Origin of the sequence: Pseudomonas antarctica (assembly GCF_900624995.1) — a bacterium.
Taxonomy (GTDB): Bacteria; Pseudomonadota; Gammaproteobacteria; order Pseudomonadales; family Pseudomonadaceae; genus Aquipseudomonas; species Aquipseudomonas antarctica.
The window spans coordinates 73,246-95,943 of sequence record NZ_UYXQ01000005.1; the positions used below are offsets into that span (position 1 = coordinate 73,246).

At 60.9% G+C, this 22,698-nt stretch carries 28 protein-coding genes; 10 read left to right on the forward strand and 18 right to left on the reverse strand.

Going from position 1 to position 22,698, the window contains the following annotated elements:
- Nucleotides 1–49 precede the first annotated feature (49 nt).
- The 4 genes from ftsY (at nucleotide 50) to rpoH (ending at nucleotide 4,151) form a co-directional block, all read left to right on the forward strand.
- Nucleotides 50–1,480 carry a signal recognition particle-docking protein FtsY gene (gene ftsY / locus E0F99_RS05405; protein ID WP_083356290.1) on the forward strand — a complete coding sequence of 477 codons (1,431 nt, stop codon included), beginning with the start codon at nucleotides 50–52 and terminating at the stop codon, nucleotides 1,478–1,480.
- Nucleotides 1,477–2,148 carry a cell division ATP-binding protein FtsE gene (gene ftsE / locus E0F99_RS05410; protein ID WP_003213784.1) on the forward strand — a complete coding sequence of 224 codons (672 nt, stop codon included), beginning with the start codon at nucleotides 1,477–1,479 and terminating at the stop codon, nucleotides 2,146–2,148. The genes ftsY and ftsE overlap by 4 nt, the downstream gene beginning before the upstream one ends.
- On the forward strand, nucleotides 2,145–3,167 hold the full coding sequence (gene ftsX, locus E0F99_RS05415; protein ID WP_083356291.1) for a permease-like cell division protein FtsX: 1,023 nt from the start codon (nucleotides 2,145–2,147) through the stop codon (nucleotides 3,165–3,167). Before ftsE ends, ftsX begins: the two co-directional genes overlap by 4 nt.
- A gap of 129 nt (nucleotides 3,168–3,296) precedes the next feature.
- On the forward strand, nucleotides 3,297–4,151 hold the full coding sequence (gene rpoH, locus E0F99_RS05420) for an RNA polymerase sigma factor RpoH (RefSeq protein ID WP_003176698.1): 855 nt from the start codon (nucleotides 3,297–3,299) through the stop codon (nucleotides 4,149–4,151).
- Nucleotides 4,152–4,275: 124 nt separating this feature from the next.
- On the opposite strand, the gene mtgA is transcribed toward rpoH, so the two are convergent.
- Complete coding sequence (gene mtgA, locus E0F99_RS05425; RefSeq protein ID WP_083356292.1) at nucleotides 4,276–4,998, reverse strand: monofunctional biosynthetic peptidoglycan transglycosylase; 723 nt, start codon at nucleotides 4,996–4,998, stop codon at nucleotides 4,276–4,278.
- 74 nt (nucleotides 4,999–5,072) lie between these two features.
- Here mtgA and E0F99_RS05430 point away from each other — a divergent pair, with 74 nt between their 5' ends.
- From E0F99_RS05430 to trmB, 4 genes are all read left to right on the forward strand, one after another.
- Nucleotides 5,073–5,450: a DUF423 domain-containing protein gene (locus tag E0F99_RS05430; RefSeq protein WP_083356293.1), complete on the forward strand. Its 378-nt coding sequence runs from the start codon at nucleotides 5,073–5,075 to the stop codon at nucleotides 5,448–5,450.
- Between the two features lie 71 nt (nucleotides 5,451–5,521).
- Nucleotides 5,522–5,722 (forward strand): sulfur carrier protein ThiS, encoded by a 201-nt coding sequence (gene thiS, locus E0F99_RS05435; protein ID WP_015886354.1) that lies wholly within the window; start codon nucleotides 5,522–5,524, stop codon nucleotides 5,720–5,722.
- A gap of 65 nt (nucleotides 5,723–5,787) precedes the next feature.
- Entirely contained in the window at nucleotides 5,788–6,582 is a 795-nt protein-coding gene (locus tag E0F99_RS05440) for a thiazole synthase (RefSeq protein ID WP_083356294.1), read from the forward strand.
- Nucleotides 6,583–6,591: 9 nt separating this feature from the next.
- Nucleotides 6,592–7,317, forward strand: coding sequence for a tRNA (guanosine(46)-N7)-methyltransferase TrmB (trmB, locus tag E0F99_RS05445; RefSeq protein ID WP_083356295.1), 726 nt, complete (start codon nucleotides 6,592–6,594; stop codon nucleotides 7,315–7,317).
- An 83-nt stretch (nucleotides 7,318–7,400) separates the two neighbouring features.
- Here the strand turns inward: trmB and E0F99_RS05450 are convergent, their stop codons facing one another.
- The 9 genes from E0F99_RS05450 to E0F99_RS05490 form a co-directional block, all read right to left on the reverse strand.
- Nucleotides 7,401–7,724, reverse strand: coding sequence for a DUF3392 domain-containing protein (locus E0F99_RS05450; RefSeq protein WP_083356296.1), 324 nt, complete (start codon nucleotides 7,722–7,724; stop codon nucleotides 7,401–7,403).
- Nucleotides 7,725–7,743: 19 nt separating this feature from the next.
- On the reverse strand, nucleotides 7,744–8,946 hold the full coding sequence (gene hemW, locus E0F99_RS05455; protein WP_083356297.1) for a radical SAM family heme chaperone HemW: 1,203 nt from the start codon (nucleotides 8,944–8,946) through the stop codon (nucleotides 7,744–7,746).
- The gene (gene rdgB, locus E0F99_RS05460) at nucleotides 8,943–9,539 is read right to left on the reverse strand and encodes an RdgB/HAM1 family non-canonical purine NTP pyrophosphatase (RefSeq protein WP_083356298.1); all 597 of its coding nucleotides are present in this window, start codon (nucleotides 9,537–9,539) and stop codon (nucleotides 8,943–8,945) included. Before rdgB ends, hemW begins: the two co-directional genes overlap by 4 nt.
- A complete protein-coding gene (locus E0F99_RS05465; RefSeq protein WP_083356299.1) occupies nucleotides 9,536–9,970 on the reverse strand; it encodes a DUF4426 domain-containing protein in 435 nt (144 codons plus the stop codon). Before E0F99_RS05465 ends, rdgB begins: the two co-directional genes overlap by 4 nt.
- A 21-nt stretch (nucleotides 9,971–9,991) precedes the next feature.
- Nucleotides 9,992–10,612 carry a methionine biosynthesis protein MetW gene (gene metW, locus E0F99_RS05470; protein ID WP_083356300.1) on the reverse strand — a complete coding sequence of 207 codons (621 nt, stop codon included), beginning with the start codon at nucleotides 10,610–10,612 and terminating at the stop codon, nucleotides 9,992–9,994.
- 7 nt (nucleotides 10,613–10,619) lie between these two features.
- Nucleotides 10,620–11,759 (reverse strand): homoserine O-succinyltransferase MetX, encoded by a 1,140-nt coding sequence (gene metX / locus E0F99_RS05475; protein WP_083356301.1) that lies wholly within the window; start codon nucleotides 11,757–11,759, stop codon nucleotides 10,620–10,622.
- A gap of 104 nt (nucleotides 11,760–11,863) precedes the next feature.
- Nucleotides 11,864–12,451: a YggT family protein gene (locus E0F99_RS05480; protein WP_083356302.1), complete on the reverse strand. Its 588-nt coding sequence runs from the start codon at nucleotides 12,449–12,451 to the stop codon at nucleotides 11,864–11,866.
- A 35-nt stretch (nucleotides 12,452–12,486) separates the two neighbouring features.
- A complete protein-coding gene (gene proC, locus E0F99_RS05485) occupies nucleotides 12,487–13,305 on the reverse strand; it encodes a pyrroline-5-carboxylate reductase (RefSeq protein ID WP_083356303.1) in 819 nt (272 codons plus the stop codon).
- A gap of 33 nt (nucleotides 13,306–13,338) precedes the next feature.
- Nucleotides 13,339–14,025 (reverse strand): YggS family pyridoxal phosphate-dependent enzyme, encoded by a 687-nt coding sequence (locus E0F99_RS05490; protein WP_083356304.1) that lies wholly within the window; start codon nucleotides 14,023–14,025, stop codon nucleotides 13,339–13,341.
- A gap of 57 nt (nucleotides 14,026–14,082) precedes the next feature.
- Here E0F99_RS05490 and E0F99_RS05495 point away from each other — a divergent pair, with 57 nt between their 5' ends.
- Nucleotides 14,083–15,117 carry a type IV pilus twitching motility protein PilT gene (locus E0F99_RS05495; protein WP_083356305.1) on the forward strand — a complete coding sequence of 345 codons (1,035 nt, stop codon included), beginning with the start codon at nucleotides 14,083–14,085 and terminating at the stop codon, nucleotides 15,115–15,117.
- A 59-nt stretch (nucleotides 15,118–15,176) separates the two neighbouring features.
- On the opposite strand, the gene E0F99_RS05500 is transcribed toward E0F99_RS05495, so the two are convergent.
- Nucleotides 15,177–15,818 (reverse strand): C40 family peptidase, encoded by a 642-nt coding sequence (locus tag E0F99_RS05500; RefSeq protein ID WP_083356306.1) that lies wholly within the window; start codon nucleotides 15,816–15,818, stop codon nucleotides 15,177–15,179.
- A 249-nt stretch (nucleotides 15,819–16,067) separates the two neighbouring features.
- On the opposite strand from E0F99_RS05500, the gene E0F99_RS05505 reads away from it, so the two are divergent.
- Complete coding sequence (locus E0F99_RS05505) at nucleotides 16,068–16,496, forward strand: NINE protein (RefSeq protein ID WP_083356307.1); 429 nt, start codon at nucleotides 16,068–16,070, stop codon at nucleotides 16,494–16,496.
- 143 nt (nucleotides 16,497–16,639) lie between these two features.
- On the opposite strand, the gene E0F99_RS05510 is transcribed toward E0F99_RS05505, so the two are convergent.
- The 7 genes from E0F99_RS05510 to gshB all read right to left on the reverse strand — a co-directional run bounded on the left by E0F99_RS05510 (nucleotide 16,640) and on the right by gshB (nucleotide 22,586).
- Nucleotides 16,640–17,911, reverse strand: a complete 1,272-nt coding sequence (locus E0F99_RS05510; RefSeq protein ID WP_083356308.1) for a dihydroorotase — start codon at nucleotides 17,909–17,911, stop codon at nucleotides 16,640–16,642.
- Nucleotides 17,908–18,912, reverse strand: coding sequence for an aspartate carbamoyltransferase catalytic subunit (locus E0F99_RS05515; RefSeq protein WP_083356309.1), 1,005 nt, complete (start codon nucleotides 18,910–18,912; stop codon nucleotides 17,908–17,910). The genes E0F99_RS05510 and E0F99_RS05515 overlap by 4 nt, the downstream gene beginning before the upstream one ends.
- 24 nt (nucleotides 18,913–18,936) lie before the next feature.
- Nucleotides 18,937–19,443, reverse strand: a complete 507-nt coding sequence (gene pyrR, locus E0F99_RS05520) for a bifunctional pyr operon transcriptional regulator/uracil phosphoribosyltransferase PyrR (protein WP_083356310.1) — start codon at nucleotides 19,441–19,443, stop codon at nucleotides 18,937–18,939.
- Between the two features lie 72 nt (nucleotides 19,444–19,515).
- Entirely contained in the window at nucleotides 19,516–19,953 is a 438-nt protein-coding gene (gene ruvX, locus E0F99_RS05525; RefSeq protein ID WP_007945492.1) for a Holliday junction resolvase RuvX, read from the reverse strand.
- On the reverse strand, nucleotides 19,953–20,522 hold the full coding sequence (locus E0F99_RS05530; RefSeq protein ID WP_083356311.1) for a YqgE/AlgH family protein: 570 nt from the start codon (nucleotides 20,520–20,522) through the stop codon (nucleotides 19,953–19,955). Before E0F99_RS05530 ends, ruvX begins: the two co-directional genes overlap by 1 nt.
- 127 nt (nucleotides 20,523–20,649) lie before the next feature.
- Nucleotides 20,650–21,555 (reverse strand): energy transducer TonB, encoded by a 906-nt coding sequence (locus tag E0F99_RS05535; protein ID WP_083360349.1) that lies wholly within the window; start codon nucleotides 21,553–21,555, stop codon nucleotides 20,650–20,652.
- A 77-nt stretch (nucleotides 21,556–21,632) separates the two neighbouring features.
- Nucleotides 21,633–22,586 carry a glutathione synthase gene (gene gshB, locus E0F99_RS05540; RefSeq protein ID WP_083356312.1) on the reverse strand — a complete coding sequence of 318 codons (954 nt, stop codon included), beginning with the start codon at nucleotides 22,584–22,586 and terminating at the stop codon, nucleotides 21,633–21,635.
- Nucleotides 22,587–22,698: the final 112 nt, after the last annotated feature.

Sequence of the window (22,698 nt, forward strand, 5' to 3'; positions counted from 1 at the left end):
ATTTACCGAAGCGCCCTGGCGCATCGCTACTTTGAGATAGCCGTCCTCCATGTTTGGTTCCAACGACGACAAGAAGAGCCCAGCTGCGGCTGGCGAGAAAAAAGGCCTGTTCGGATGGCTGCGCAAAAAGCCGCAGGAAACCGTCGTCGAACAGCCGCAGGTTCAATCTGAGCCTCTCCCTGAACCGATAGTAGAAGCCGAGCCGGTCGCTGAAATCCCGGCACCGGTGGTGTTGCCGATGGCCGAGCCGGTGTTGCAGCCGGTGGCTGAAGCTGAGCCGGAACCTGAGGCCGAGCACACGCCGTGGCCTGAGCTACCAGTGGCTGAAGAGCCCGTGGCACTGGTTGCCGATGTGCAGGCCGAGCATGTGGCGCCGCCGATTCCATCCGTGGTTGAGCCGGTGGACGTGGTGGTCGAAGCGCCGCCAGTAGTCGACGTGCCTGCGCAGGTCGTGGTTGAGCCGACGCCTGTTCCTGTGGTCGTGGCCGCGCCTGCCGTTAACGAGCCGTCTGTCGAGCAAGAGCCGGTCACCGCTGCCACCGAAACCAGCAAAACGGGCTTCTTCGCGCGCCTCAAGCAGGGCCTGAGCAAGACCAGCGCCAGTATTGGCGAAGGCATGGCCAGCCTGTTCCTGGGCAAAAAGGTCATCGATGACGAACTGCTGGAAGACATCGAAACCCGTCTGCTGACGGCCGACGTGGGTGTTGAAGCTACTGCGGTGATCATCCAGAGCCTGACCCAGAAGGTCGCACGTAAGCAGTTGACTGACGCCGACGCCCTCTACAAGTCTCTCCAGGCTGAGCTGGCTGCGATGCTCAAGCCGGTAGAAGCGCCGCTGGTGATCACGCCGAACAAGCCGTTTGTGATCCTGGTGGTCGGTGTCAATGGCGCCGGCAAAACCACCACCATCGGCAAACTGGCGAAAAAGCTGCAGTTGGAAGGCAAGAAAGTCATGCTCGCTGCCGGTGACACCTTCCGCGCCGCTGCCGTGGAACAGTTGCAGGTCTGGGGTGAGCGCAACAAGATTCCTGTCATCGCCCAGCACACCGGCGCCGACTCTGCGTCCGTCATCTTCGATGCCGTGCAAGCTGCCAAGGCCCGTAACATCGACGTATTGATTGCCGATACCGCCGGTCGCCTGCACACCAAAGACAACTTGATGGAAGAGTTGAAAAAGGTACGCCGCGTCATCAGCAAGCTCGACGCCGAGGCGCCGCACGAGGTCTTGCTGGTGCTTGACGCAGGCACTGGGCAAAACGCCATCAGCCAGGCCAAACAATTCAACCAGACGGTGCAACTGACTGGCCTGGCATTGACTAAGCTCGACGGCACAGCCAAAGGCGGCGTGATCTTCGCCCTGGCTAAACAGTTTGGGTTGCCGATTCGTTACATCGGCGTCGGTGAAGGCATCGACGACTTGCGCACCTTTGAAGCCGAACCCTTTGTACAGGCACTCTTTGCCGAGCGGGAGCGTTCATGATTCGATTCGAACAGGTCGGTAAACGCTACGCCAACGGGCATGTGGGCTTGCATGAGCTGAGCTTTCGAGTGCGTCGCGGCGAATTCTTGTTCGTGACCGGTCATTCGGGCGCGGGCAAAAGTACGTTGCTGCGATTGTTACTGGCCATGGAGCGCCCGACCACCGGCAAGTTGCTGCTGGCAGGTCAGGATCTGGCCACCATCAGCAATGCACAGATTCCTTTCCTGCGCCGTCAGATCGGCGTGGTGTTCCAGAACCATCAGTTGCTGTTCGACCGCACGGTGTTCAACAATATTGCCTTGCCGTTGCAGATCCTCGGCCTGTCCAAGGCCGAGATTGTCAAGCGTGTGGATTCGGCGCTGGAGCGCGTGGCGCTGTCGGACAAGACCGACCTGTACCCGGGCGACCTGTCGACCGGGCAGCAACAACGCGTCGGTATCGCCCGCGCCATTGTCCACCGCCCAGCCTTGCTGCTGGCGGACGAACCCACCGGTAACCTCGATCCGCGCCTGGCGGCCGAGATCATGGGCGTGTTCGAAGACATCAACCGTTTGGGCACCAGCGTGCTGATCGCCAGTCACGACCTGGCGCTGATCGCGCGCATGCGCCATCGCATGCTGACCCTGCAGCGCGGCCGCCTGATCGGCGACGGGGAGGCTGGCGTATGAGTGCAACACGCAGCCCTAAAGTCTCCGAGCGCGTGGCGCCAAAAGCCGCCGACCCGCAACCGCAGAAGAAAAAACGCGACGAAGACGATGGCCCGGATTTCAGCACGCTGCTGCGCGCCTGGATCGAAAGCCATCGCGCCAGCCTGCTCGACAGCCTGCGCCGCCTGGGCAAGCAGCCGATCGGCAGCTTTTTTACCTGCTTGGTGATGGCTGTGGCGCTGAGCCTGCCGATGGGTTTGTCGCTGCTGCTTAATAATGTCGAGCGTCTGGGCGGTTCCTGGCAGCGTGCGGCGCAGATTTCCCTGTACCTGAACCTCGACGCCAGTGCCAAAGACGGCGAAAGCCTACGCGATGACATCAAGAACCTGCCGGGTGTAGCGGATGCCGAGTACATCAGTCGCGACCAGGCCCTTGAGGAGTTTCAGCAGCAATCCGGCCTGGGCGAGGCGCTTAAAGAGCTGCCGCAGAACCCGCTGCCGGGCGTGGTGCTGGTGACGCCGAACGAAGTCGATAAACCGGCGCTTGAAGCCCTGCGACAAAAACTCGCAGAGATGCCGAAGGTGCAACAGGCGCAACTTGATCTAGTCTGGGTAGAGCGCCTGGCCGCGATTCTCAAGCTGGGCGACCGCTTTGTGTTCGGTCTGACGGTGTTGTTGGTGTCTGCATTACTTTTGGTGATAGGTAATACCATTCGTCTTCATATTGAAAACCGTCGCACCGAGATAGAAGTGATTAAACTGGTCGGCGGCACAGACAGCTATGTGCGTCGTCCTTTTCTGTACATGGGCGCGCTTTATGGCTTCGGTGCCGGGATTTTGTCCTGGGGCGTGCTGGCTTTTGGCCTGGACTGGCTGAACGACGCGGTGGTCGGGCTTGCCGGCTTGTACGGCAGCGATTTCGCCTTGGCTGGCGTGCCGGTCGCCGATGGTCTGTCACTCTTGCTTGGCGCGGTATTGTTGGGGTATATCGGTGCGTGGATTGCGGTCGCTCGTCACTTACGTGAGCTGGCGCCGAAGTAGTTAATGTCAGATTAATGTGGTTTCGTTTGTATTGACCGTATCAGTGGTTTAGGGAACTTGTCCTACGGTTCCCGGTCAATTTTCGCAGTGCTGAACTGCACGAGTTATGTGAGTCGGAGGTTTTTTCGTATGACCACTTCTTTGCAACCTGCTTATGCTCTGGTCCCGGGTGCGAACCTGGAGGCCTACGTGCACACGGTCAACAGCATTCCATTGCTGACGCCGGAGCAGGAGCGTGAACTGGCCGAGAGTCTCTACTATGAGCAGGATTTGGGGGCGGCTCGGCAGATGGTGCTCGCCCACCTGCGTTTTGTCGTACATATCGCCCGTAGCTATAGCGGCTACGGCCTGGCCCAGGCTGACCTGATTCAGGAAGGCAACGTCGGCCTGATGAAGGCTGTAAAGCGCTTTAACCCTGAGATGGGCGTGCGCTTGGTGTCGTTTGCTGTGCACTGGATCAAGGCGGAAATCCACGAGTTCATTCTGCGCAACTGGCGCATCGTGAAAGTCGCGACCACTAAGGCCCAGCGCAAGCTGTTCTTCAACCTGCGCAGTCAGAAGAAACGCTTGGCGTGGCTGAATAACGAGGAAGTTCACCGTGTGGCTGAAAGCCTCGGTGTGGAGCCACGTGAAGTGCGCGAGATGGAAAGTCGCCTGACCGGCCATGACATGGCCTTCGACCCGGCCGCAGAAGCGGACGACGACAGCGCTTTCCAATCGCCGGCCAACTACCTGGAAGACCACCGGTACGACCCGGCGCGTCAACTGGAAGACGCCGACTGGAGCGACAACTCCAACCACAACCTGCACGAAGCGCTGGAAGTGTTGGACGACCGCAGCCGTGACATCCTCTACCAGCGCTGGCTGGCAGAAGAAAAAGCCACGCTGCACGACCTGGCACAGAAGTACAACGTGTCGGCCGAGCGGATTCGTCAGCTTGAGAAAAGCGCGATGAACAAGCTGAAGCTGTCGATCGCCGCTTAATCTGCGACGCGGTCAACGTGTGGGAGGGCGCTTGCTCCCGATAGCTGAGTGTCAGTCGAGATCAAATTGACTGATCTACCGCTATCGGGAGCAAGCGGCCTCCCACATTTTTTTTGGGGGGATGTCAGTCGGCCCATGGTGCCTTGCGCGAGTTATTCAACTCCACCAAGTAACCGTCCCCGCCCAACTGGCTCATCTGTTGACGAATCCATGCCGCCCGCCGCGCCACATACGCCGTCGGATGGCTGGCACTCCACACTCGCGGGTTAGGCAGCACCGCCGCCAAATAGCTCGCCTGCTGGCGCGAAAGCCCCTTGGCGCTCACTCCAAAGTGATGCCGCGCCGCCGCCTCCGCGCCGAACACGCCTTCATCCCACTCCACGCTGTTGAGGTACACCTCAAGAATCCGCTGCTTGGGCCAAAAGACCTCGATCAACCCGGTAAACCACGCCTCCAGGCCTTTGCGCAAGTAACTGCGGCCGCTCCACAGGAACAGGTTTTTCGACACCTGCTGGCTCAGCGTACTGGCGCCCCGAATCGAGCCACCGCGCTCGTTGTGCAGCAATGCCGCCTGAATCGCGCCAAAATCAAAACCCCAGTGCTGCGGGAAGCGCTGGTCTTCACCGGCCATCACCGCCACCTTGAGGTCATCGGAAATCTCATCCCACGCCACCCACGTGCGCTGCAGGTCAATCGGCTCGCCGTCGACCCAGGATTCGACCTTGCGCTCCACCATCAGCGCAGTGAGCGGTGGCGGCACGACACGAAACAGCAGCACCAGCAGCACACTGCCGATGGCACACCATTTCACGACTTTGATAAAACGCTTGAAGAGGAGACGCAGCATAGAGATGGCTTGGCCGAACCCGTTGAGCGGGCCATTATACAGACCCGGCCCTTTGAGTCTGACTGGAGTTCCTCATGCTGCGTAGCTTTCTGATGCTGGCTGCCTTTTTCGGCTTTACCGGCGTCGCCCTCGGTGCATTTGCCGCTCACGGCCTGAAAAACCGCCTGAGCGCCGAGTACCTGGCGATCTTCCACACCGGCGTGACTTACCAACTGGTGCATGCCTTGGCGTTGTTCGGCGTGGCATTGCTGGCGGCGCATATTCCTGGCCGACTAGTCAGCTGGGCGGGCATTTCCTTTACTGTCGGTATCCTGCTGTTCTCCGGCAGTTTGTATGTGCTGACCCTGACCGGCATCAGCAAACTCGGGATCATCACGCCATTTGGCGGCCTGGCGTTCCTGCTCGGCTGGTTCTTCCTGGGGCTCACCGCCTGGCGCCTGCAGGTCATCTGACCGAGGGGCTTGGGCCGACAACGCCAATCGGGCTAGAATGCGGGCCCCTAAAAACGATGGCGGCCCGTGGCATGCGCATTCAGTTGAACGGCGAATCCTTTGAACTGCCCGACGGTGAAACCGTTGCGGCCCTGCTGACTCGTCTGGACTTGACCGGGCGTCGTGTCGCAGTGGAGCTCAACCTGGATATCGTCCCGCGTAGCCTGCACGCCGAAACCGCGCTCACCGAAGGTGATCAGGTCGAAGTGGTCCACGCCATCGGCGGCGGCTAGCCGTCCGGCGCTCAAGGGCGCCACCCCGCATTCTGCAGAACCTCACCCCAACTCGAGGATTTCCCATGAGCATCGTTCGTAGCGACAAGCCCTTCGTCCTGGCCGGTCGCACCTACCAGTCCCGTCTGCTGGTTGGCACCGGCAAGTACCGTGACATGGAAGAGACCCGCCTGGCCATCGAAGCCTCGGGGGCCGAGATCGTCACCTTTGCCGTGCGCCGCACCAACCTCGGGCAGATCGAAGGCGAGCCGAACCTGCTCGAAGTGTTGTCGCCGGACCGCTACACCTTCTTGCCGAACACCGCCGGTTGCTACGACGCTATCGAAGCCGTGCGCACCTGCCGCCTGGCCCGTGAGCTGCTCGACGGCCATAGCCTGGTGAAGCTGGAAGTATTGGCCGACCAAAAGACCTTGTTCCCCAACGTGATCGAAACCCTGAAGGCCGCCGAAACGCTGGTCAAGGAAGGCTTCGACGTGATGGTCTACACCAGTGATGACCCGATTATTGCCCGTCAATTGGCAGACATCGGCTGCATCGCGGTGATGCCGCTGGCCGGTTTGATCGGTTCCGGACTGGGTATCTGCAATCCGTACAACCTGCAGATCATCCTCGAAGAAGCCAAAATCCCGGTGCTGGTGGACGCGGGCGTGGGTACTGCCTCCGACGCCACCATCGCCATGGAACTGGGCTGCGATGCGGTGCTGATGAACTCGGCCATCGCCCATGCCCAGCAGCCGATCATGATGGCTGAAGCCATGAACCACGCCATCGTCGCGGGCCGCTTGGCCTACCTCGCCGGGCGCATGCCGAAAAAACTCTATGCCAGCGCCTCCTCGCCGCTGGATGGTCTGATCAAGTAAGAGCCATTGATGACTGAATCAAACGAAACGCCGAACACCGTGGACGAAGGTGACGAGTCCAAGCACCGCCGCATCAAGAGTTTTGTGATGCGCGCCGGTCGCATGACCGAAGGCCAGCAAAAAGGCTTGGAGCAAGGCACACCGCTGTTCGTGTTGCCATTGGCTGACGCGCCGGTGGACTTCGACCAGGTGTTCGGCCGTTCGGCCCCGCGTTCCCTGGAAATCGGTTTTGGCATGGGGCACTCGCTGCTGGAAATGGCTGCCGCCTCGCCGGAGCAGGACTTCATCGGTGTGGAAGTGCACCGTCCGGGTGTCGGTGCGCTGCTTAACGGTGTGCTGACCCAAGGCCTGACTAACCTGCGAGTCTATGACTGCGACGCGATTGAAGTGCTCAACCGCTGCATCGCCGACAACAGCCTCGACCGCCTGATGCTGTTCTTCCCGGACCCATGGCACAAATCCCGTCACCACAAGCGCCGCATCGTCCAGGCATCCTTCGCGGAGCTGGTGCGCAGCAAGCTGAAAGTCGGCGGTATCCTGCACATGGCCACCGACTGGGAACCGTATGCCGAATACATGCTGGAAGTGATGGACGTCGCCCCTGGCTACCGCAACCTGGCGCAAGACGGCAAATGCGTGCCACGCCCGGCCGAACGCCCGATCACCAAGTTCGAACGCCGTGGCGAACGGTTGGGGCATGGGGTTTGGGATTTGAAGTTCGAGAAAGTCGACTGACAGGTTATTAGCTTGGAAGGCAGCCAAAATATGGGAGGGAGTAAGCCCCCTCCCATATTTGTATCTGTGTGTCGGGTTTGGGGTCAGCGGCGGTCTGCCACAACCCCAATCAACACCAGCACCACCACCAATACGGGTGCCAGGCTGTAGTTATTGAACTGGCTCAGGCCCCGCACAATCCACGGTGTGGCATAGATCAACGCCGCACCGCTACCGATCATGCACACCAGCGCCATCAACGGTACGCGCAATGCACCGGCGATGTTGCCCAACCGCGCTTCAACCCAGCCTTTGATGTCGGCGCCGAACAGCACCAGCAAGCAGCCGACGAGGGCCAGGGATATTTCCGACAGGTTGCTGCGGCTCCAGCGGGATACGGTGGCGAGCAGGTCGAGTACCAAATCCATTCGATTTCCTTAAGAGCGATCAGCTCAAAAACGTCTGCAACAGGTCATTGAGAAAGAGTTGCCCGCGGTCAGTCGCCGCCAGGCGTGACGGTTCGACCTGCATTAAGCCACTTTGTTCTGCCTCACGGCGGCCTTCGTTCAGGCTCGCCAGATCAAGGCCGGTACGCTCGGCGTAGAGCTTGGCCTCGACACCTTCGGTGAGCCGTAATGCATTCATCAGGAACTCGAACGGCAGTTCTTCGTTGGTCAGTTCTTTCGCCCCGGCCTGGAAGCTTTTGGCCGGGTTGAGGTAATCCTTGGGTGCGCGGGTCTTCCAGGTGCGCACGATGCGCCCGTCCGGGTGGCTCAGCTTGCCGTGGGCACCGGCGCCAATACCGATAAAGTCGCCAAAGCTCCAGTAATTCAGATTATGCCGCGCCGGGCGACCCGGTTGGGAGTAGGCCGAGACTTCATATTGCGCGTAACCGTGCTCAGCCAGCAGCGCCTGGCCGGCTTCCTGAATGTCCCACAACGTGTCGTCTTCCGGCAGCGCGGGCGGCTGGTTCCAGAATACGGTGTTGGGTTCCAGCGTCAGTTGGTACCAGGACAAGTGCGTCGGCTTCAGTGCGATAGCCTGGCGCAAGTCGCTCAGGGCATCGTCCAGGGACTGGTCAGGCAAACCATGCATCAGGTCCAAGTTGAAGTTATCGAACCCGGCCTGGCGTGCCATGCCCGCTGCGCGCACCGCTTCGTCGCCATTGTGAATGCGGCCCAGGGCCTCAAGCTTTTGCTGCTGGAAGCTCTGGATGCCGATGGACAGGCGATTGATCCCCAGCTTGCGGTATGCCACGAACTTCTCTTGCTCGAAGGTCCCGGGGTTGGCTTCCAGGGTGATCTCGATATCGCCGGCAAACGGGATGCGTGCTTCCACACCCTTGAGCAAGCGCCCCAGCGCGGCGGCGCTGAACAGACTCGGCGTGCCGCCACCGAAAAAGATCGAGCTGAGTTCACGGCCGTAAACTGCGTGCAGGTCTTGATCAAGGTCATCGAGCAACGCGTCCACATACTCTTCTTCCGGTAGCACGTTGCTCGCGGTGTGGGAGTTGAAGTCGCAATAAGGGCATTTGCGCACGCACCACGGGATGTGGATGTACAGCGCCAAGGGCGGCAGCTGAGGCAGGGCCGCCCGAGGTGTTTGCGCGCCGCCGTGGATCAGCGGCTGCGCAGAGGTGTTTTGGGTCATTTCAGGCTCAGGCGTTGGCGCAGCAAATCCATTGCGCGGGCGCGGTGGCTGATCTGGTTCTTGTCGGCCGGGCTCAGTTGGGCGCTGGAGACATTGCGCTCCGGCACCCAGAACAGCGGGTCATAGCCGAAGCCATGCTCGCCACTGGCTGTATGCAGAATGCGCCCGTGCCACAGGCCTTCGCAGAGGATCGGCAACGGGTCATCGGCATGCCGCACCAGTGCCAGCACGCAGACGAACTGCGCGCCACGTTCCGCATCCGGCACGTCCTTGAGGGCGTCCAGCAGCTTGGCGTTGTTGGCCGCGTCGCCCTTGCCGTCAGCGTAACGCGCCGAGTAGATGCCAGGGGCGCCGCCGAGGAAATCCACCGCCAAGCCCGAATCATCCGCCAATGCAGACAAGCCGCAAATGCGTGCGGCATGGCGCGCCTTGAGAATCGCGTTTTCAACGAACGACAGGCCGGTTTCTTCCGGCTCGACCTGGCTGAACTCGCCAATCGAGCGCAGTTGCACGGACTCGCCGAGCATGGCCTGGAGTTCTTTGAGTTTGCCGGCGTTATGGCTGGCCAGTACGAGTTGAGTCAGGTTCATTATTCGGCCGGAAACAGTTCTTGGTTGAATTGGAAGCTGTGGGCTTTGCCGCCGGTTTCAACGTTGATGGTAAACGTCTTGTATTCGCGCTGCGGCACCGAGTACGGCGCGAGATAATTGATCCCGCCTTTCTCGGTGATTTGCTTGAACGTCAGGACCTCGGTCTTGCCGCCCAAGTCCTTGATGGTGCCGGTCACCTGCGCCGCCACCGGGGTCACGCCCTTGACCACGGTCACATTGATCAAACCCTTATTCTTGCTGCGCACCACACCCACCTCCTGGGCGGTTTCCGGTTGCAGGAAGCTGGAGGTGAAGGTGTTGTAATGCACGGTGATATCGCCGAATTCTTTCTGGCGATTACCGTCGATAGCGTCCGCCGCCATGGCGCTGGCGCCCAGGCATGCGGTGAGTAGAAATACAGCCAAACGACTCATGTTCGTCCTCCTTGAAAATGGTTAGACGGCAACTTTATGGTCCGTGATGCTCGGACTACTGACCCGGTAGATACCAATTTCGCCCAACAGGTTGGGCCACAGCTTACTCGCCCAGCCGTGGCGATGCTGTTGATCGACAGCAAGGCGGTTGATTACCTTGGCTTCACGCTCGCCGCACAAGGCTTCGAAGTCTTCGAAGGTGCAGAAGTGGATGTTCGGCGTGTTGTACCACGTGTACGGCAGAAAATCCGACACCGGCATCCGGCCTTTAGTGGCCAGGTACCAGCGGCAGCGCCAATGGCCGAAGTTGGGGAAGGTGATGATGCACTGGCGGCCCACGCGCAGCATTTCGTCGAGGATGCGGTCCGGGTAGTGCACCGCTTGCAGGGCCTGGGTCATCACCACGATATCGAAGCTGTTGCTGGCAAAGTTGCCCAGGCCCTTGTCCAGGTCCTGCTCGATGACGTTGATGCCTTTGGCCACGCACTGGGCGATGTTGTCCGGGTCGTTTTCCAGGCCATAACCGGTGACCTGCTTGTTGTCGCGCAGCCAGCTCAGCAGTTCGCCATCACCGCAGCCAAGGTCGAGCACGCGGCTGCCGGCGGGGATCCAGTCTTGGATGATTTCCAGGTCGGCTCTCATGGCGTTCTCACAAAGTAATGCGGTTCATGTAGTTGCTGAAGGCCTGCAGGTAACGCGGGATCGGAATCAGAAAGGCGTCGTGGCCCTGCGGCGCATCGATCTCCAGGTAGCAGACGTCTTTCTTGGCGGCCATCAAGGCATCCACCAGTTCCCGCGAACGGGCCGGCGAGAAGCGCCAGTCGGTGGTGAACGACATCACGCAGAACTTGGCCGTAGCGCCCTCGAAGGTTTTCGCCAGGTCGTCGTTAAAGTTGGCGGCCGGGTCGAAATAGTCCAGTGCCTTGGTCATCAGCAGGTAGGTGTTGGCGTCGAAACGCCCGGAAAACTCCTCGCCCTGATAACGCAGGTAGCTTTCCACCTGGAACTCGACGCTGTGGAAGTCGTAGTTGAGCTTCTCGCTCTTGAGCCCACGGCCGAATTTCTCGCCCATGGAGTCATCGGACAGGTAAGTGATGTGCCCGACCATTCGCGCCAGCATCAACCCACGTTTGGGGATCACGCCCGCTTCCTGGAACGAACCACCGTGGAACTCAGGGTCAGTGAGGATCGCCTGGCGTGCCACTTCGTTGAAGGCGATGTTCTGCGCCGAGAGTTTTGGTGCCGAGGCGATGGCCAGGCAGTGGCGTACGCGGTCTGGGTAGGTGATGCTCCATTGCAGCGCCTGCATGCCGCCCAGGCTGCCGCCGATCACCGCGGCCCATTGGCCGATGCCCAGCAGGTCAGCCAGGCGCGCCTGGCTGTGCACCCAGTCTTCCACGGTCAGCACCGGGAAATCCGCGCCGAACGGTTTGCCGGTTTCCGGGTTGAGGCTGCTGGGGCCGGTGGAGCCGTTGCAGCCGCCGAGGTTGTTCAGGCTGACCACAAAGAACGTGTTGGTGTCGATGGGCTTGCCGGGGCCGATGCAGCTGTCCCACCAGCCGGGCTTACGCTCCTCGACACTGTGGAAGCCTGCGGCGTGATGGTGGCCGGACAAGGCGTGGCAGATCAGCACGGCATTGCTCGCCGTGGCGTTCAGTTGGCCGTAGGTTTCGTAGATCAGGTCATAGGCCGGCAGCGAACGGCCACAGGCCAGGGCCAGCGGCTCGCTGAAGTGCGCCACTTGGGGCACGACCAGTCCAACAGAATCGGGGGGGAAGGCAGTTGGCATCGACCCTGCTCTCGTTTAAATGAGGCGTAAGTCTAAAGAGCGGGGACCCTAGCGGCAAGCAAAGGCCGGAGGTTATCCGGCCCTCGCAGTTTGCCAGGCGTGAATCAGATCAGGCCGAACAGTTCTTTGGGCATGAACGCGTAGAAGGCCAGGCGCGGGATCACCCAGCTTTGCAGCAGCTGAATCGCGATAAACGCGAAGATCGGCGAGATATCCAGGCCGCCCAGGTTCGGGATCAACCGACGGAACGGTGCCAGCACCGGTTCGGTGATCTGACTAACCAGCTCAGCGCCAGGGCTGCGGCTGCCCGGTGCGACCCACGAGAGGATCACGCTGATGATCATCGACCAGAAGATGATCTTCAAACACAGCGAGAAGATACCGATCAGGCCCCATGGCAACAGCAGCGGGGTGAAGGCCTGGTAGCCGTTGAGCATCAGGATCACCACAAACAACAGAATCTGCAGCAGCAGCGCCAGCACCAGCGACGACATGTCCAGGCCGAACAGGCTCGGGACCACGCGGCGCAGCGGTTTGAGCAGCGGTTGGGTGGCCTTCACCACGAACTGGCACAGTGGGTTGTAGAAGTTCGCCCGCACCAGTTGCAGGATAAAACGCATCAGCACGATCAGCAGGTACAGGCTGCCTAAGGTCTGGATGATGAAAATGGCAGCGTCATTGAGTCCAAGCATGTTTGTTTCCTATCTAGTCCAGTTGCAGGGGACGACTATTTACCCAGCTGCTCGGCCATTTCAGCCGAACGATGTGCCGCGGCACCCAGTGCTTTTTCCACCAGGGCTTCAAAGCCCCCGGCCTGGAACGACTCGATGGCGGCTTGCGTGGTGCCGCCCGGCGAGGTTACGCGGCGGCGCAACTCGGCGGCGTCCACCTCGCTGCCAACAGCCATCTTGGCGGCGCCCAGGGCGGTTTGCTCTGCCAGTTGCTCAGCCACTTCCTGTGGCAGGCCCAGTTTCACGCCAGCGGCGGTCATGGCTTCGATCAACAGGAAGAAGTAAGCCGGGCCGCTGCCGGAGACGGCGGTGACCGCATCCAGTTGCTGTTCCTGTTCCAACCACAGGGCGATGCCTACGGCAGACAGGAGCTCTTGAGCCTGGTCACGCTGTTCGGCGCTCACTTCGGATGTGGCGTACAGGCCACTCACGCCCTGACGCAGCAGCGCCGGGGTGTTGGGCATGCAACGCACGATCGGCTGGGCGCCCAGCCAAGTGTTCATGCTGGCGCAGGTGATACCGGCGGCGATGGAGACCACCAACTGATGCGGTTGCAGGCTCGGGCGCAGGCTTTCGCACACCGCTTTCATCGCCTGCGGCTTGACCGCCAGTACGATTACGTCAACGCCTTGGATGGCCTCGGCGTTGTCGGCAAAGGTTTCAATGCCGTGCTCGGTGCTGACGCGGGCGCGGGTGTCGGCGCCCGGGTCGCTGGCGCGGATCTGGGAGGCTTCGAGGCCTTTGGCCCGCAGGCCACCGATCAGGCTGGCCGCCATGTTGCCGGCGCCGATAAAGGCAATACGCGTGTTGCTCATGACAGGTCCTTATTCAGAGGAAAGTCAGCCATTTCACGGCTGGCCGTAGTCGCGGGCGCCAAACAGGGCGGTACCGATCCGCACCCAGGTGGCGCCTTGGGCGATGGCCGACTCAAGGTCGTGGCTCATGCCCATGGAAAGTGTGTCCAGGCCCAGGTTCAGGCTCGCTTGCAGGTCGCGTACTGTCGCGAAGGCTGCATCCTGCTCTGCACGGTCGTCAGTCGGCTCAGGGATCGCCATCAAGCCGCGCAGTTTCAAGCGTGGCAGGGCGCTGATGGCCTCGGCCAGGGCAGGCAGGTCGGCGGGTGTACAGCCGGACTTGCTGGCTTCGCCACTGACATTGACCTGGATGCAGATATTCAGCGGCGGCAGGTCGGCCGGGCGTTGTTCGGACAGGCGTTGAGCAATTTTCAAGCGGTCCACGGAATGTACCCAAGCAAAATTCTCGGCGATCGCACGAGTCTTGTTCGATTGAATGGGGCCGATGAAGTGCCAACTCAAGGGCAGGTCGGTTAATTCGGCCTGTTTGCCCAGGGCTTCTTGCAGGTAGTTCTCGCCAAAATCGTGCATCCCGGCGGCATAGGCTTCGCGCACGGCTTGTGCGGGTTTGGTCTTGCTCACGGCCAGTAGGTGGACGCTGCTTTCGTCACGTTGCACGGCGTGGGCCGCGGCACGGATCCGCGCGCTAACCAGGCCAATGTTGTCTGCTATCGTCGACATTCAAGATGCACCCGTGGATATGGAGTCCGCGGCATTCTACTGGAAATGGAAAGCCCTATGGATATCACTGAACTGCTGACGGCCAGCGTGCGCCGTGGCGCCTCCGACCTGCATTTGTCGGCCGGCCTGGCGCCGATGCTGCGCGTTGATGGCGAGGTCTGGCCGCTGGAGGGGCCGGTGCTTTCGCCCCCGCAAGTTGCGGATTTATTGAGCCCTTTGCTCAACGAATACCAAGAAAAGGATTTCGAAACATCTCTTGAAACGGATTTTGCCTTCGAACTACCGGGCGTCGCGCGGTTCCGGGCGAATGTGTTCCAGCAGGATCGCGGCATGGGGGCGGTGTTTCGCACTATTCCAGCCGCAGTGCAGAGCCTGGAAAACCTCGGGCTGGGCGAAGTGTTCCAGCGTATCGCCCAACGGCCACGTGGCCTGGTGCTGGTGACCGGGCCGACCGGGTCCGGCAAGTCCACGACGCTGGCGGCGATGATCGACTACCTCAACCAGCACCGGCGCCAGCACATCCTCACCCTGGAAGACCCGATCGAGTTTATCCACAGGCCGAAAATGGCCCTGATCAACCAGCGGCAAGTGCACCGCGATACCCACAGCTTTTCGGCGGCGCTGCGTTCGGCCCTGCGCGAAGACCCGGATGTGATCCTGGTGGGCGAGCTGCGCGACCTGGAAACCATCCGCCTGGAGCTGACGGCCGCTGAGACCGGGCATCTGGTGTTTGGCACGCTGCACACGACGTCGGCGGCAAAGACCGTGGATCGATTGGTGGATGTGTTCCCGGCGGGGGAAAAGGCCATGGTGCGCTCGATGCTCTCGGAGTCGCTACAGGCGGTGGTGTCGCAGGTGCTGGTAAAGAGGCTCGGCGGCGGGCGGGTGGCGGCTCACGAGATCATGCTGGGCACGCCAGCCATTCGTAACCTGATCCGCGAGGACAAAGTGGCGCAGATGGTCTCGGCGATTCAGACCGGTGGGGCGTTGGGGATGAAGACGTTGGACATGAGCTTGAAGGCGCTGGTCAGCGAGGGGCTGGTGAGCCGGGAGGAAGCGCGGGGGCAGGCGAGGGTGCCTGGGGATATCTAAAGGACACTGAGCTCCCACATTTGATTGCATTTCAAATGGGGAGCTTAGTGCCTATTGGCTTAGCGCTGCACAACCCGCAGGTTGTTGTTCTGCTCTTTCGGCAGAACCCGCTTGGCAATCACGTAGTTCTTGTTCCAGAACGGCTTCTTCAGCGTGTCGATGCTTACCGACTTGCCACGACGCGGTGCGTGGATGAAACGGTCGTTGCCCAGGTAGATGGCAACATGGTTGACCTGGCGGCTCTTCAATTTGAAGAACAACAGGTCGCCCGGTTTCAGGTCTTTGCGCTCAACCTTCAGCCCGTGGCCGGCGGCCATGGCGTTGGAGGTGCGTGGCAAATCCACGGCTTTGACGTCGTTAAACGCATATTTCACCAAACCACTGCAGTCGAACCCTTTACTTGGGCTGCTGCCGCCCCAACGATAAGGAGTACCGAGCACGTTCACGGCGCGGCTCAAAACGTTGCTGCTTTGTTTGGTGTTGCCTGCTATCAGGCCTGGAACTGCTTTACCGTTGTGGGCCTTGCTCACGTGAGTTGGGCGGTTGACGGTCAGCTTTACCGACTTGGCGGTGCTTGGCGTGCTGTGAACTTTAGGGGTGAAACCGTTAACGTTAGGAAGACGTTGCTCACGATTGGTGGCGTGGGCGGCCAGTGGCATTAATAGGCAGATGGTTAGCCATGTCTTGAAAAATGGTCGCATTAGGCGTGGCTCTTTTTGGTTTGCGCGCAACTTTATAACAGCTTTTTGTGTCGTTCTAAGGCCGTTTGTCGACTGAACCCTGGGGTCAAATTCAGGAAAAACGCGACGAATTGCCGCTATTGTCCTGCAGAGGTCAGGTGGCATAAGGCTTTGCGGGAGGGAAGATACCATTTACCGTGCGTCGGGCGCCCGTAAAAAAGTCACAAAGAAAATGAAAAAATTTATCTATCGAGGCAAAAGAGGTACGCCATGAACACCTATCGACAGGATGTGATGCAGCAAGACACCCACAGCAAGCTAATCGGTTACCTGCTGTGGATTTTCGGTTTTACCGGGGCGCACCGCTTCTATTACGGCAAGCCTGTGACCGGGACGATCTGGTTTTTCACCTTCGGTCTGCTCGGTATTGGTTGGCTGATCGACTTGTTCCTGATCCCAGCCATGGACCGTGAAGCAGACCTGCGTTTTACCGCTGGGCCGATCGAGTACAACGTGGCCTGGATACTGTTGGCATTCCTGGGTGTGTTCGGTTTGCACCGCATGTATCAAGGCAAGTGGATCACCGGCCTGATCTACCTGCTGACCGGCGGGTTGTTCCTGATCGGGGTGCTGTATGACTTCTGGACGCTGAATACGCAGATTTCGATCCGTAATGCCGAGCGCAATAACGGCCGATAAATCGCTCAAGTCATATAGAGATGCAAATGTGCTAGCGGGCTTGCTCGCGAATACGGTGCGTCAGCCGACAAATATGCTGACTGATCCACTGCATTCGCGAGCAAGCCCGCTCCCACATTTACTGTGCTCACTCCAGGCCGGAGTCAGGCCTGGTAGCTGAGCCGCCCGTCCACCAAGGTGTACCGCACCGTCGCCGGCAAGCTATGGCCGATGAACGGGCAGTTTTCACCCTTGGACAGCCAGCGCTCTGCGGCAACCGTGGAGCGAGCCGGATCAAACAGCACCAGATCCGCCGCTGAACCCACCGCCAATTTACCTGCCGGCAAGCGCAAGGCTTCGGCCGGGCCAGCACTCAGGCGCGCCAGTAATGTCGGCAGGTCGAGCAAGCCGTCCTCCACGAGTGTCATCGCCAACGGCAGCAACAACTCGACGCTGCTGATGCCCGGTTCTGTCGCGCCAAACGGCGCCAGCTTGGCATCGCGCTCGTGGGGCTGGTGGTGGCTGGCGATCGCCGACACCACCCCCGACTTCACGGCCGCACGCAACCCTTCACGGTCGGCCAGGGTACGCAGCGGCGGCTGCACGTGGTACAGGCTGGAAAAGTCGATCAGCGCTTGATCGGTCAAAATCAGCTGATACAGCGCCACGTCCGCCGTCACCGGCAGGCCTCGTGCTTGGGCCTGGGCGATCAAAGCCACGCCGCGAGCGCTGGTTAACTGGCTGAAGTGCGCACGCACACCGCTTTGCTCTACTAGCAGCAGGTCACGTGCCAAGGCCACGGTTTCAGCGGTTTCCGGAATGCCCGGCAGGCCGAGGAAACTGGCGACCGCGCCTTCATGGGCCAAGCCGCCTTCTGCCAGGTCGCGGTCCTGGGAGTGAAAAATCACCGTCAGGTCGAACGTGGCCGCGTATTCCAAAGCGCGACACAGGGTGCGCGTGCTGCGGAAGCTGTCCAGCCCATTGCCGAACGCCACGCAACCGGCGTCCCGCAGGGTGATCAGCTCGGCGAGCTGTTCGCCTTCCAGGCCTTTGCTCAGGGCGCCGATAGGGAACACTTTGCAATTGCCAGCTTCGCGGGCGCGGTCGAGGATCAGCTCGGTCACGGCCGAGGTGTCCAGGACTGGCTTGGTGTGCGGCGGGCAGCACAGGCTGGTCACACCACCGGCAGCGGCGGCGCGGGTTTCACTGGCGATGGTGCCTTTGCGGCTGTAACCCGGCTCGCGCAGAGCGACATTCAGGTCCACCAGGCCAGGCGCGGCCACCAGGCCTTTGGCATCGATGGTCTCAACCGCGCTGAAGCCTGCGGGCGCAGCGCCGATGGCGATTATTTTGCCGGCCTCCAGGTGAAGATCGGTGATTTGATCCAGGCCACTGGCCGGATCGATGACTCGGGCGCCGAGAATGCTGAGCTTCACTGGGCGTTCTCCTGCTCGAATTGACGTTGCGCGGTTTGCCCGCTCATGGCCATGGACAACACCGCCATGCGCACGGCGATGCCGTAGGTCACTTGGTTGAGAATCACTGACTGGCTGCCGTCGGCCACCGCCGACTCAATCTCCACGCCGCGGTTGATCGGACCTGGGTGCATGACGATGGCATCCGGCTTGGCCCCGGCCAAACGTGCGGTGGTCAGGCCGAACAGGCGGTAGAACTCACCTTCGCTCGGCAGCAGGCCACCGGCCATGCGCTCGCGTTGCAGGCGCAGCATGATCACTACGTCCACCTCCTTGAGGCCTTGGGTGATGTCGGTGTAAACCTTCACGCCGTATTGCTCGATGCCGATCGGCAGCAGGGTTTTCGGCGCGATGACGCGGATGTCCGGGCAGCCCAGGGCCTTGAGGGCCAACATGTTCGAGCGCGCGACCCGCGAGTGCAGGATGTCCCCGACGATGGCCACCGAGAGGTTTTCAAAGCCGCCCTTGTGCCGACGGATCGTCAGCATGTCGAGCATGCCTTGGGTCGGGTGCGCGTGACGGCCATCGCCGCCATTGATGATCGCTACGTTCGGGCACACGTGCTCGGCGATGAAGTGCGCTGCGCCGGAGTCGCCGTGGCGTACCACGAACATATCGGCAGCCATGGCTTCCAGGTTGCGCAGGGTGTCGAGCAGGGTCTCGCCCTTGCTCGCCGACGAGGTCGACACGTTCAGCGTGATCACGTCGGCCGACAGCCGTTGGGCTGCCAGCTCAAAGGTGGTGCGGGTGCGGGTGGAGTTCTCGAAGAACACATTGCAGATGGTCTTGCCGCGCAGCAGCGGGACCTTCTTCACCGCGCGGCCGCCGACCTCTAAGAACGAGTCGGCGGTGTCGAGGATTTCAGTCAGCAGTTCGCGCGGCAAACCGTCGAGGGACAGGAAGTGTTGCAGCTGGCCCTGAGCATTGAGCTGCAGCGGGCGCTTGGCATCTAGAGGCGTCATCGCAGGGACTCTGTACAAGGCGGTTTAAAGGGCAAGGTCTTGCAGTTCGAGTTCGAGCGGCGTGGGACCGGATAATTTTACCCGCTGGCGGGCTTCCAAGGACAGGGTGGCGCCGACCACATCCGGGCTGATCGGCAATTCGCCGGCGTCCAGGTCCAGCAGGCACACCAAGGTCACGCTGGCCGGGCGGCCGTAGTCGAACAGCTCGTTCATGGCGGCGCGGATGGTGCGGCCGCTCATCAGCACGTCGTCTATCAGCACCAGGTGCTGGCCTTCGATCTCGAACGGCAGGGCTGAAGGGCGCACTTGCGGGTGCAGGCCGTTCTGGCTGAAGTCGTCGCGGTAGAACGATACGTCCAGCGTGCCCAGCGGCGATTCGCTGCCCAGTTCTTCCAACAACGCTTGTGCCACCCATACGCCGCCGGTGCGAATACCAATAAAGCGCGGCTCGCTGATAGCACGGTGTTGCAGGTGCGCCTTGAGGCGAATCGCCATCTGGCTGATCAGTTCGGCGGGATTGGGCAGACTCATGGTGGCTCCTTCAGGGCCTTGCGCAGGCAAGGTCCGGGCTCAAACGTAAAAAGACGCGGCAAGCCGCGTCAGTCAGGATTCAAATAAAGCGCTGTTTTCATCCAACCAACCCTGCAACAGCAAGGCGGCGGCGATGGCGTCCACTGGGTTGTCGCGGTAACTGCCTTTCTGGCCGCCGCGGTCGCGGCGCTCACCCTTGGCCTCAAAGGTGGTCAGGCGCTCGTCGTGGGTATAGAAGGGCAGGTTGTAGCGGCCATTAAGGCGGCGGGCGAATTTTTCAGCGCGAAGACACATGTCGCTGGGGGTGCCGTCCATGTTCAAGGGCAGGCCGACCACGACCGCGTCGGGCTTCCACTCCTTGATCAGGGCTTCGACCTGATTCCAGTCCGGCACGCCGTTCTGGGCTTTGAGCGTGCACAGCTCGCGGGCCTGGCCGGTAATCACCTGGCCGACCGCTACGCCGATTTGTTTGGTGCCGTAGTCAAAACCGAGAATCAAGCGCAAGGCCATCAGGCGTGCCCCGCCTGGCGGGTCAACAGGCTGAGGTTGACCCGCAGCTTGGCCGCCGCCGCTTCCAGGCGCAGTTCGCTGGCTGTGTTAAACAGAATGTCGGCGTCGAACGGGCAGGTCAGCCAGGCATTGCTGGCCAATTCGGCTTCCAGTTGCCCGGCTTCCCAGCCGGCGTAGCCGAGGGTGATCACGCTTTGCTCAGGCCCCACGCCGTCGGCGATGGCGAACAACACGTCCTGGGACGTGGACAGCGACACGCCTTCGAGGTCCACCGTGGCCTGAAACGTGGGCCCGGTGGGGTGCAGCACAAAACCGCGATCGGTCTGCACCGGCCCGCCGATATAAATCGGTACGCTCTGGCAACGCGCTGGCGGGTCGATCTCGGGGCGCAATTGCTCAAGAATATCCGCCAGGTTCAGCTCTTGCGGGCGGTTCACCACTAATCCCATGGCACCATTGGCCGTGTGCTCGACGATGTAGGTCAAGGTTTGCGCAAAGTTTGGGTCGGCCATATGGGGCATGGCGATCAGGAATTGGTGCTTGAGGTAGGTCGGGCTGACATTTTTCATGTTCGCTAGTGTGGCGTTGGAGGGGCGAACTGACAAGCTGCGGCAGACCCTAATTCTCGCGAGCAGGCTATTGTGGCGAGCGGGGCTCACCACAATAGCCCGTAGCTCCAGCTACAGGGGCGCATTGTCAGTTGCTGAACAGCTGATCACCCCGGGCAAACTTCCAGGTGCGGATGATTTCCAGGCGGTCGATGTCGTTCAGGTCACCGGTAAACGGCGCAAAAGGCGCGGCCAGGCGCACGATACGTTGGGCAGCCTGGTCCAGCAGCGGTTGGCCGGACGACTCCAGCACCTGCACTTCATATAACGAACCATCACGGTTGATCGACACCAATAAGCGCAAATTGCCATAGATCTGCTGGCGACGGGCCTCGTCCGGGTAGTTGAGGTTGCCGATGCGCTCAACCTTCTTGCGCCACTGATCCTTATACCAGGCGCCTTTGTCGCGCATGGTCGAGGCGGCGTTCAGGCGATAAATGCGTGGGCGTTTGGCGTACAACTGTTGTTCGTTGGCCAGCTCTGCTTCGAGGCTGGAGATCTGGTCGGAGAGCTGCGAGCTGTCGAAGGTCGGCGCCGGTTTCACGGGCTCGGGCTGCGGCTCGGTCTTGGCTTTCTCGCGTTGGGTCGGGGCTTTTTGCGGTTTCGGCGCGACGGTGGTCACGGCGGCCTTGGGCGCGGCCTGCTTGACCTCGGGCTTGGGCGCCGGCGGCGGGGTGACTTTATTCACCTTATTGTCCTGGAAGGGCGCCACTTCGGTGGTCTTGGGCACGGCCTTCTTGTCGAGGGTGCCGCTGCCTTGCTGATTGTCCTGGGCGAGAAAGTCGGCCTTTTCGGGCTTCTTTTCGCTCTTAAACGTGGCGAGGGTGATTTCCAGGGTTTTGCTGATCTGCTTGGGTTCGGCGAAGGTGAAGCCCAGGCCGAGCAACAACGCGAGGTGGATCAAGGCTGCCAGGAACAGGGTAAATCCGAGCCGATCAGCTGGGCGCACGCCGCTGTGGGAGAGTTCTAGGGGCAGATCGGGCGGGAGCGTCATGACAAAAAAACCAACATCGCGCATTTCACAGGTGGCGCATGATAACGCAATGTTGGTGTGTGTCCGGCTGTTCTATGTCACTTGGCTTGTAGCTTGCGCTCAATGGCAGCCATCAGCATTTCGCCGATGTTCGTGCCAAATGCGTTATCAATCTCGCGAATACAGGTCGGGCTGGTGACGTTGATTTCGGTGAGGTTCTCACCAATTACGTCGAGTCCTACAAACAGCAGGCCTTTTTCGCGCAAGGTCGGGCCAACCTGAGCGGCGATCCAACGGTCTTTGTCCGACAGTGGGCGTGCTTCACCCCGGCCACCAGCAGCCAGGTTGCCACGGGTCTCGCCGGCTGCCGGGATACGCGCCAGGCAGTAATCCACCGGCTCGCCGTCGATCATCAGGATGCGTTTGTCGCCGTCCTTGATCGCCGGCAGGTAGGCCTGGCCCATGATCTGCTGGGTGCCCAGCGCGGTCAGGGTTTCCAGGATCACCGACAGGTTAGGGTCGCCCGCACGGTGACGGAAGATCGACGTACCGCCCATGCCGTCCAGCGGCTTGAGGATCACATCGCCATGTTTGGCGGCGAATTCACGCAGCACATCGGCGCGGCGGCTGACCACGGTCGGCGGTGTGCACTGTGGAAAGAGGGTGGCGAACAGCTTTTCATTGCAGTCGCGCAGGCTCTGCGGTTTGTTGACGATCAACACGCCGGCGCGCTCGGCCTGCTCCAGCAGGTAGGTGGAATAGACGAATTCCATGTCGAACGGCGGGTCCTTGCGCATCAGGATCACGTCCAGATCGCTCAGCGGGCTGTCGATTTCATCCGCAAGCTCAAACCACTTTTCAGGGTTGGCAAACACCTGCAGCGGGCGCATGCGTGCGCGGGCTTCGCCGTCGCCCTGGTAAAGGTCGCGCTGCTCCATATAGAACAGGCTCCAGCCGCGGGCCTGGGCGGCCAGGAGCATGGCCAGCGAGCTGTCCTTTTTATAGGAGATGCTGGCGATAGGGTCCATGACAATGGCGACGCGAACGCTCATGGGGGATTTCCTCTAGCAAATTAGGGCGCATAAAAGTGGCGTCAGAGTGGCGCTGCGGCTGTTGTGGGTCAAGGAAAAACCACCTGGCCGGTTGCTCGATAGATTGCGCCCG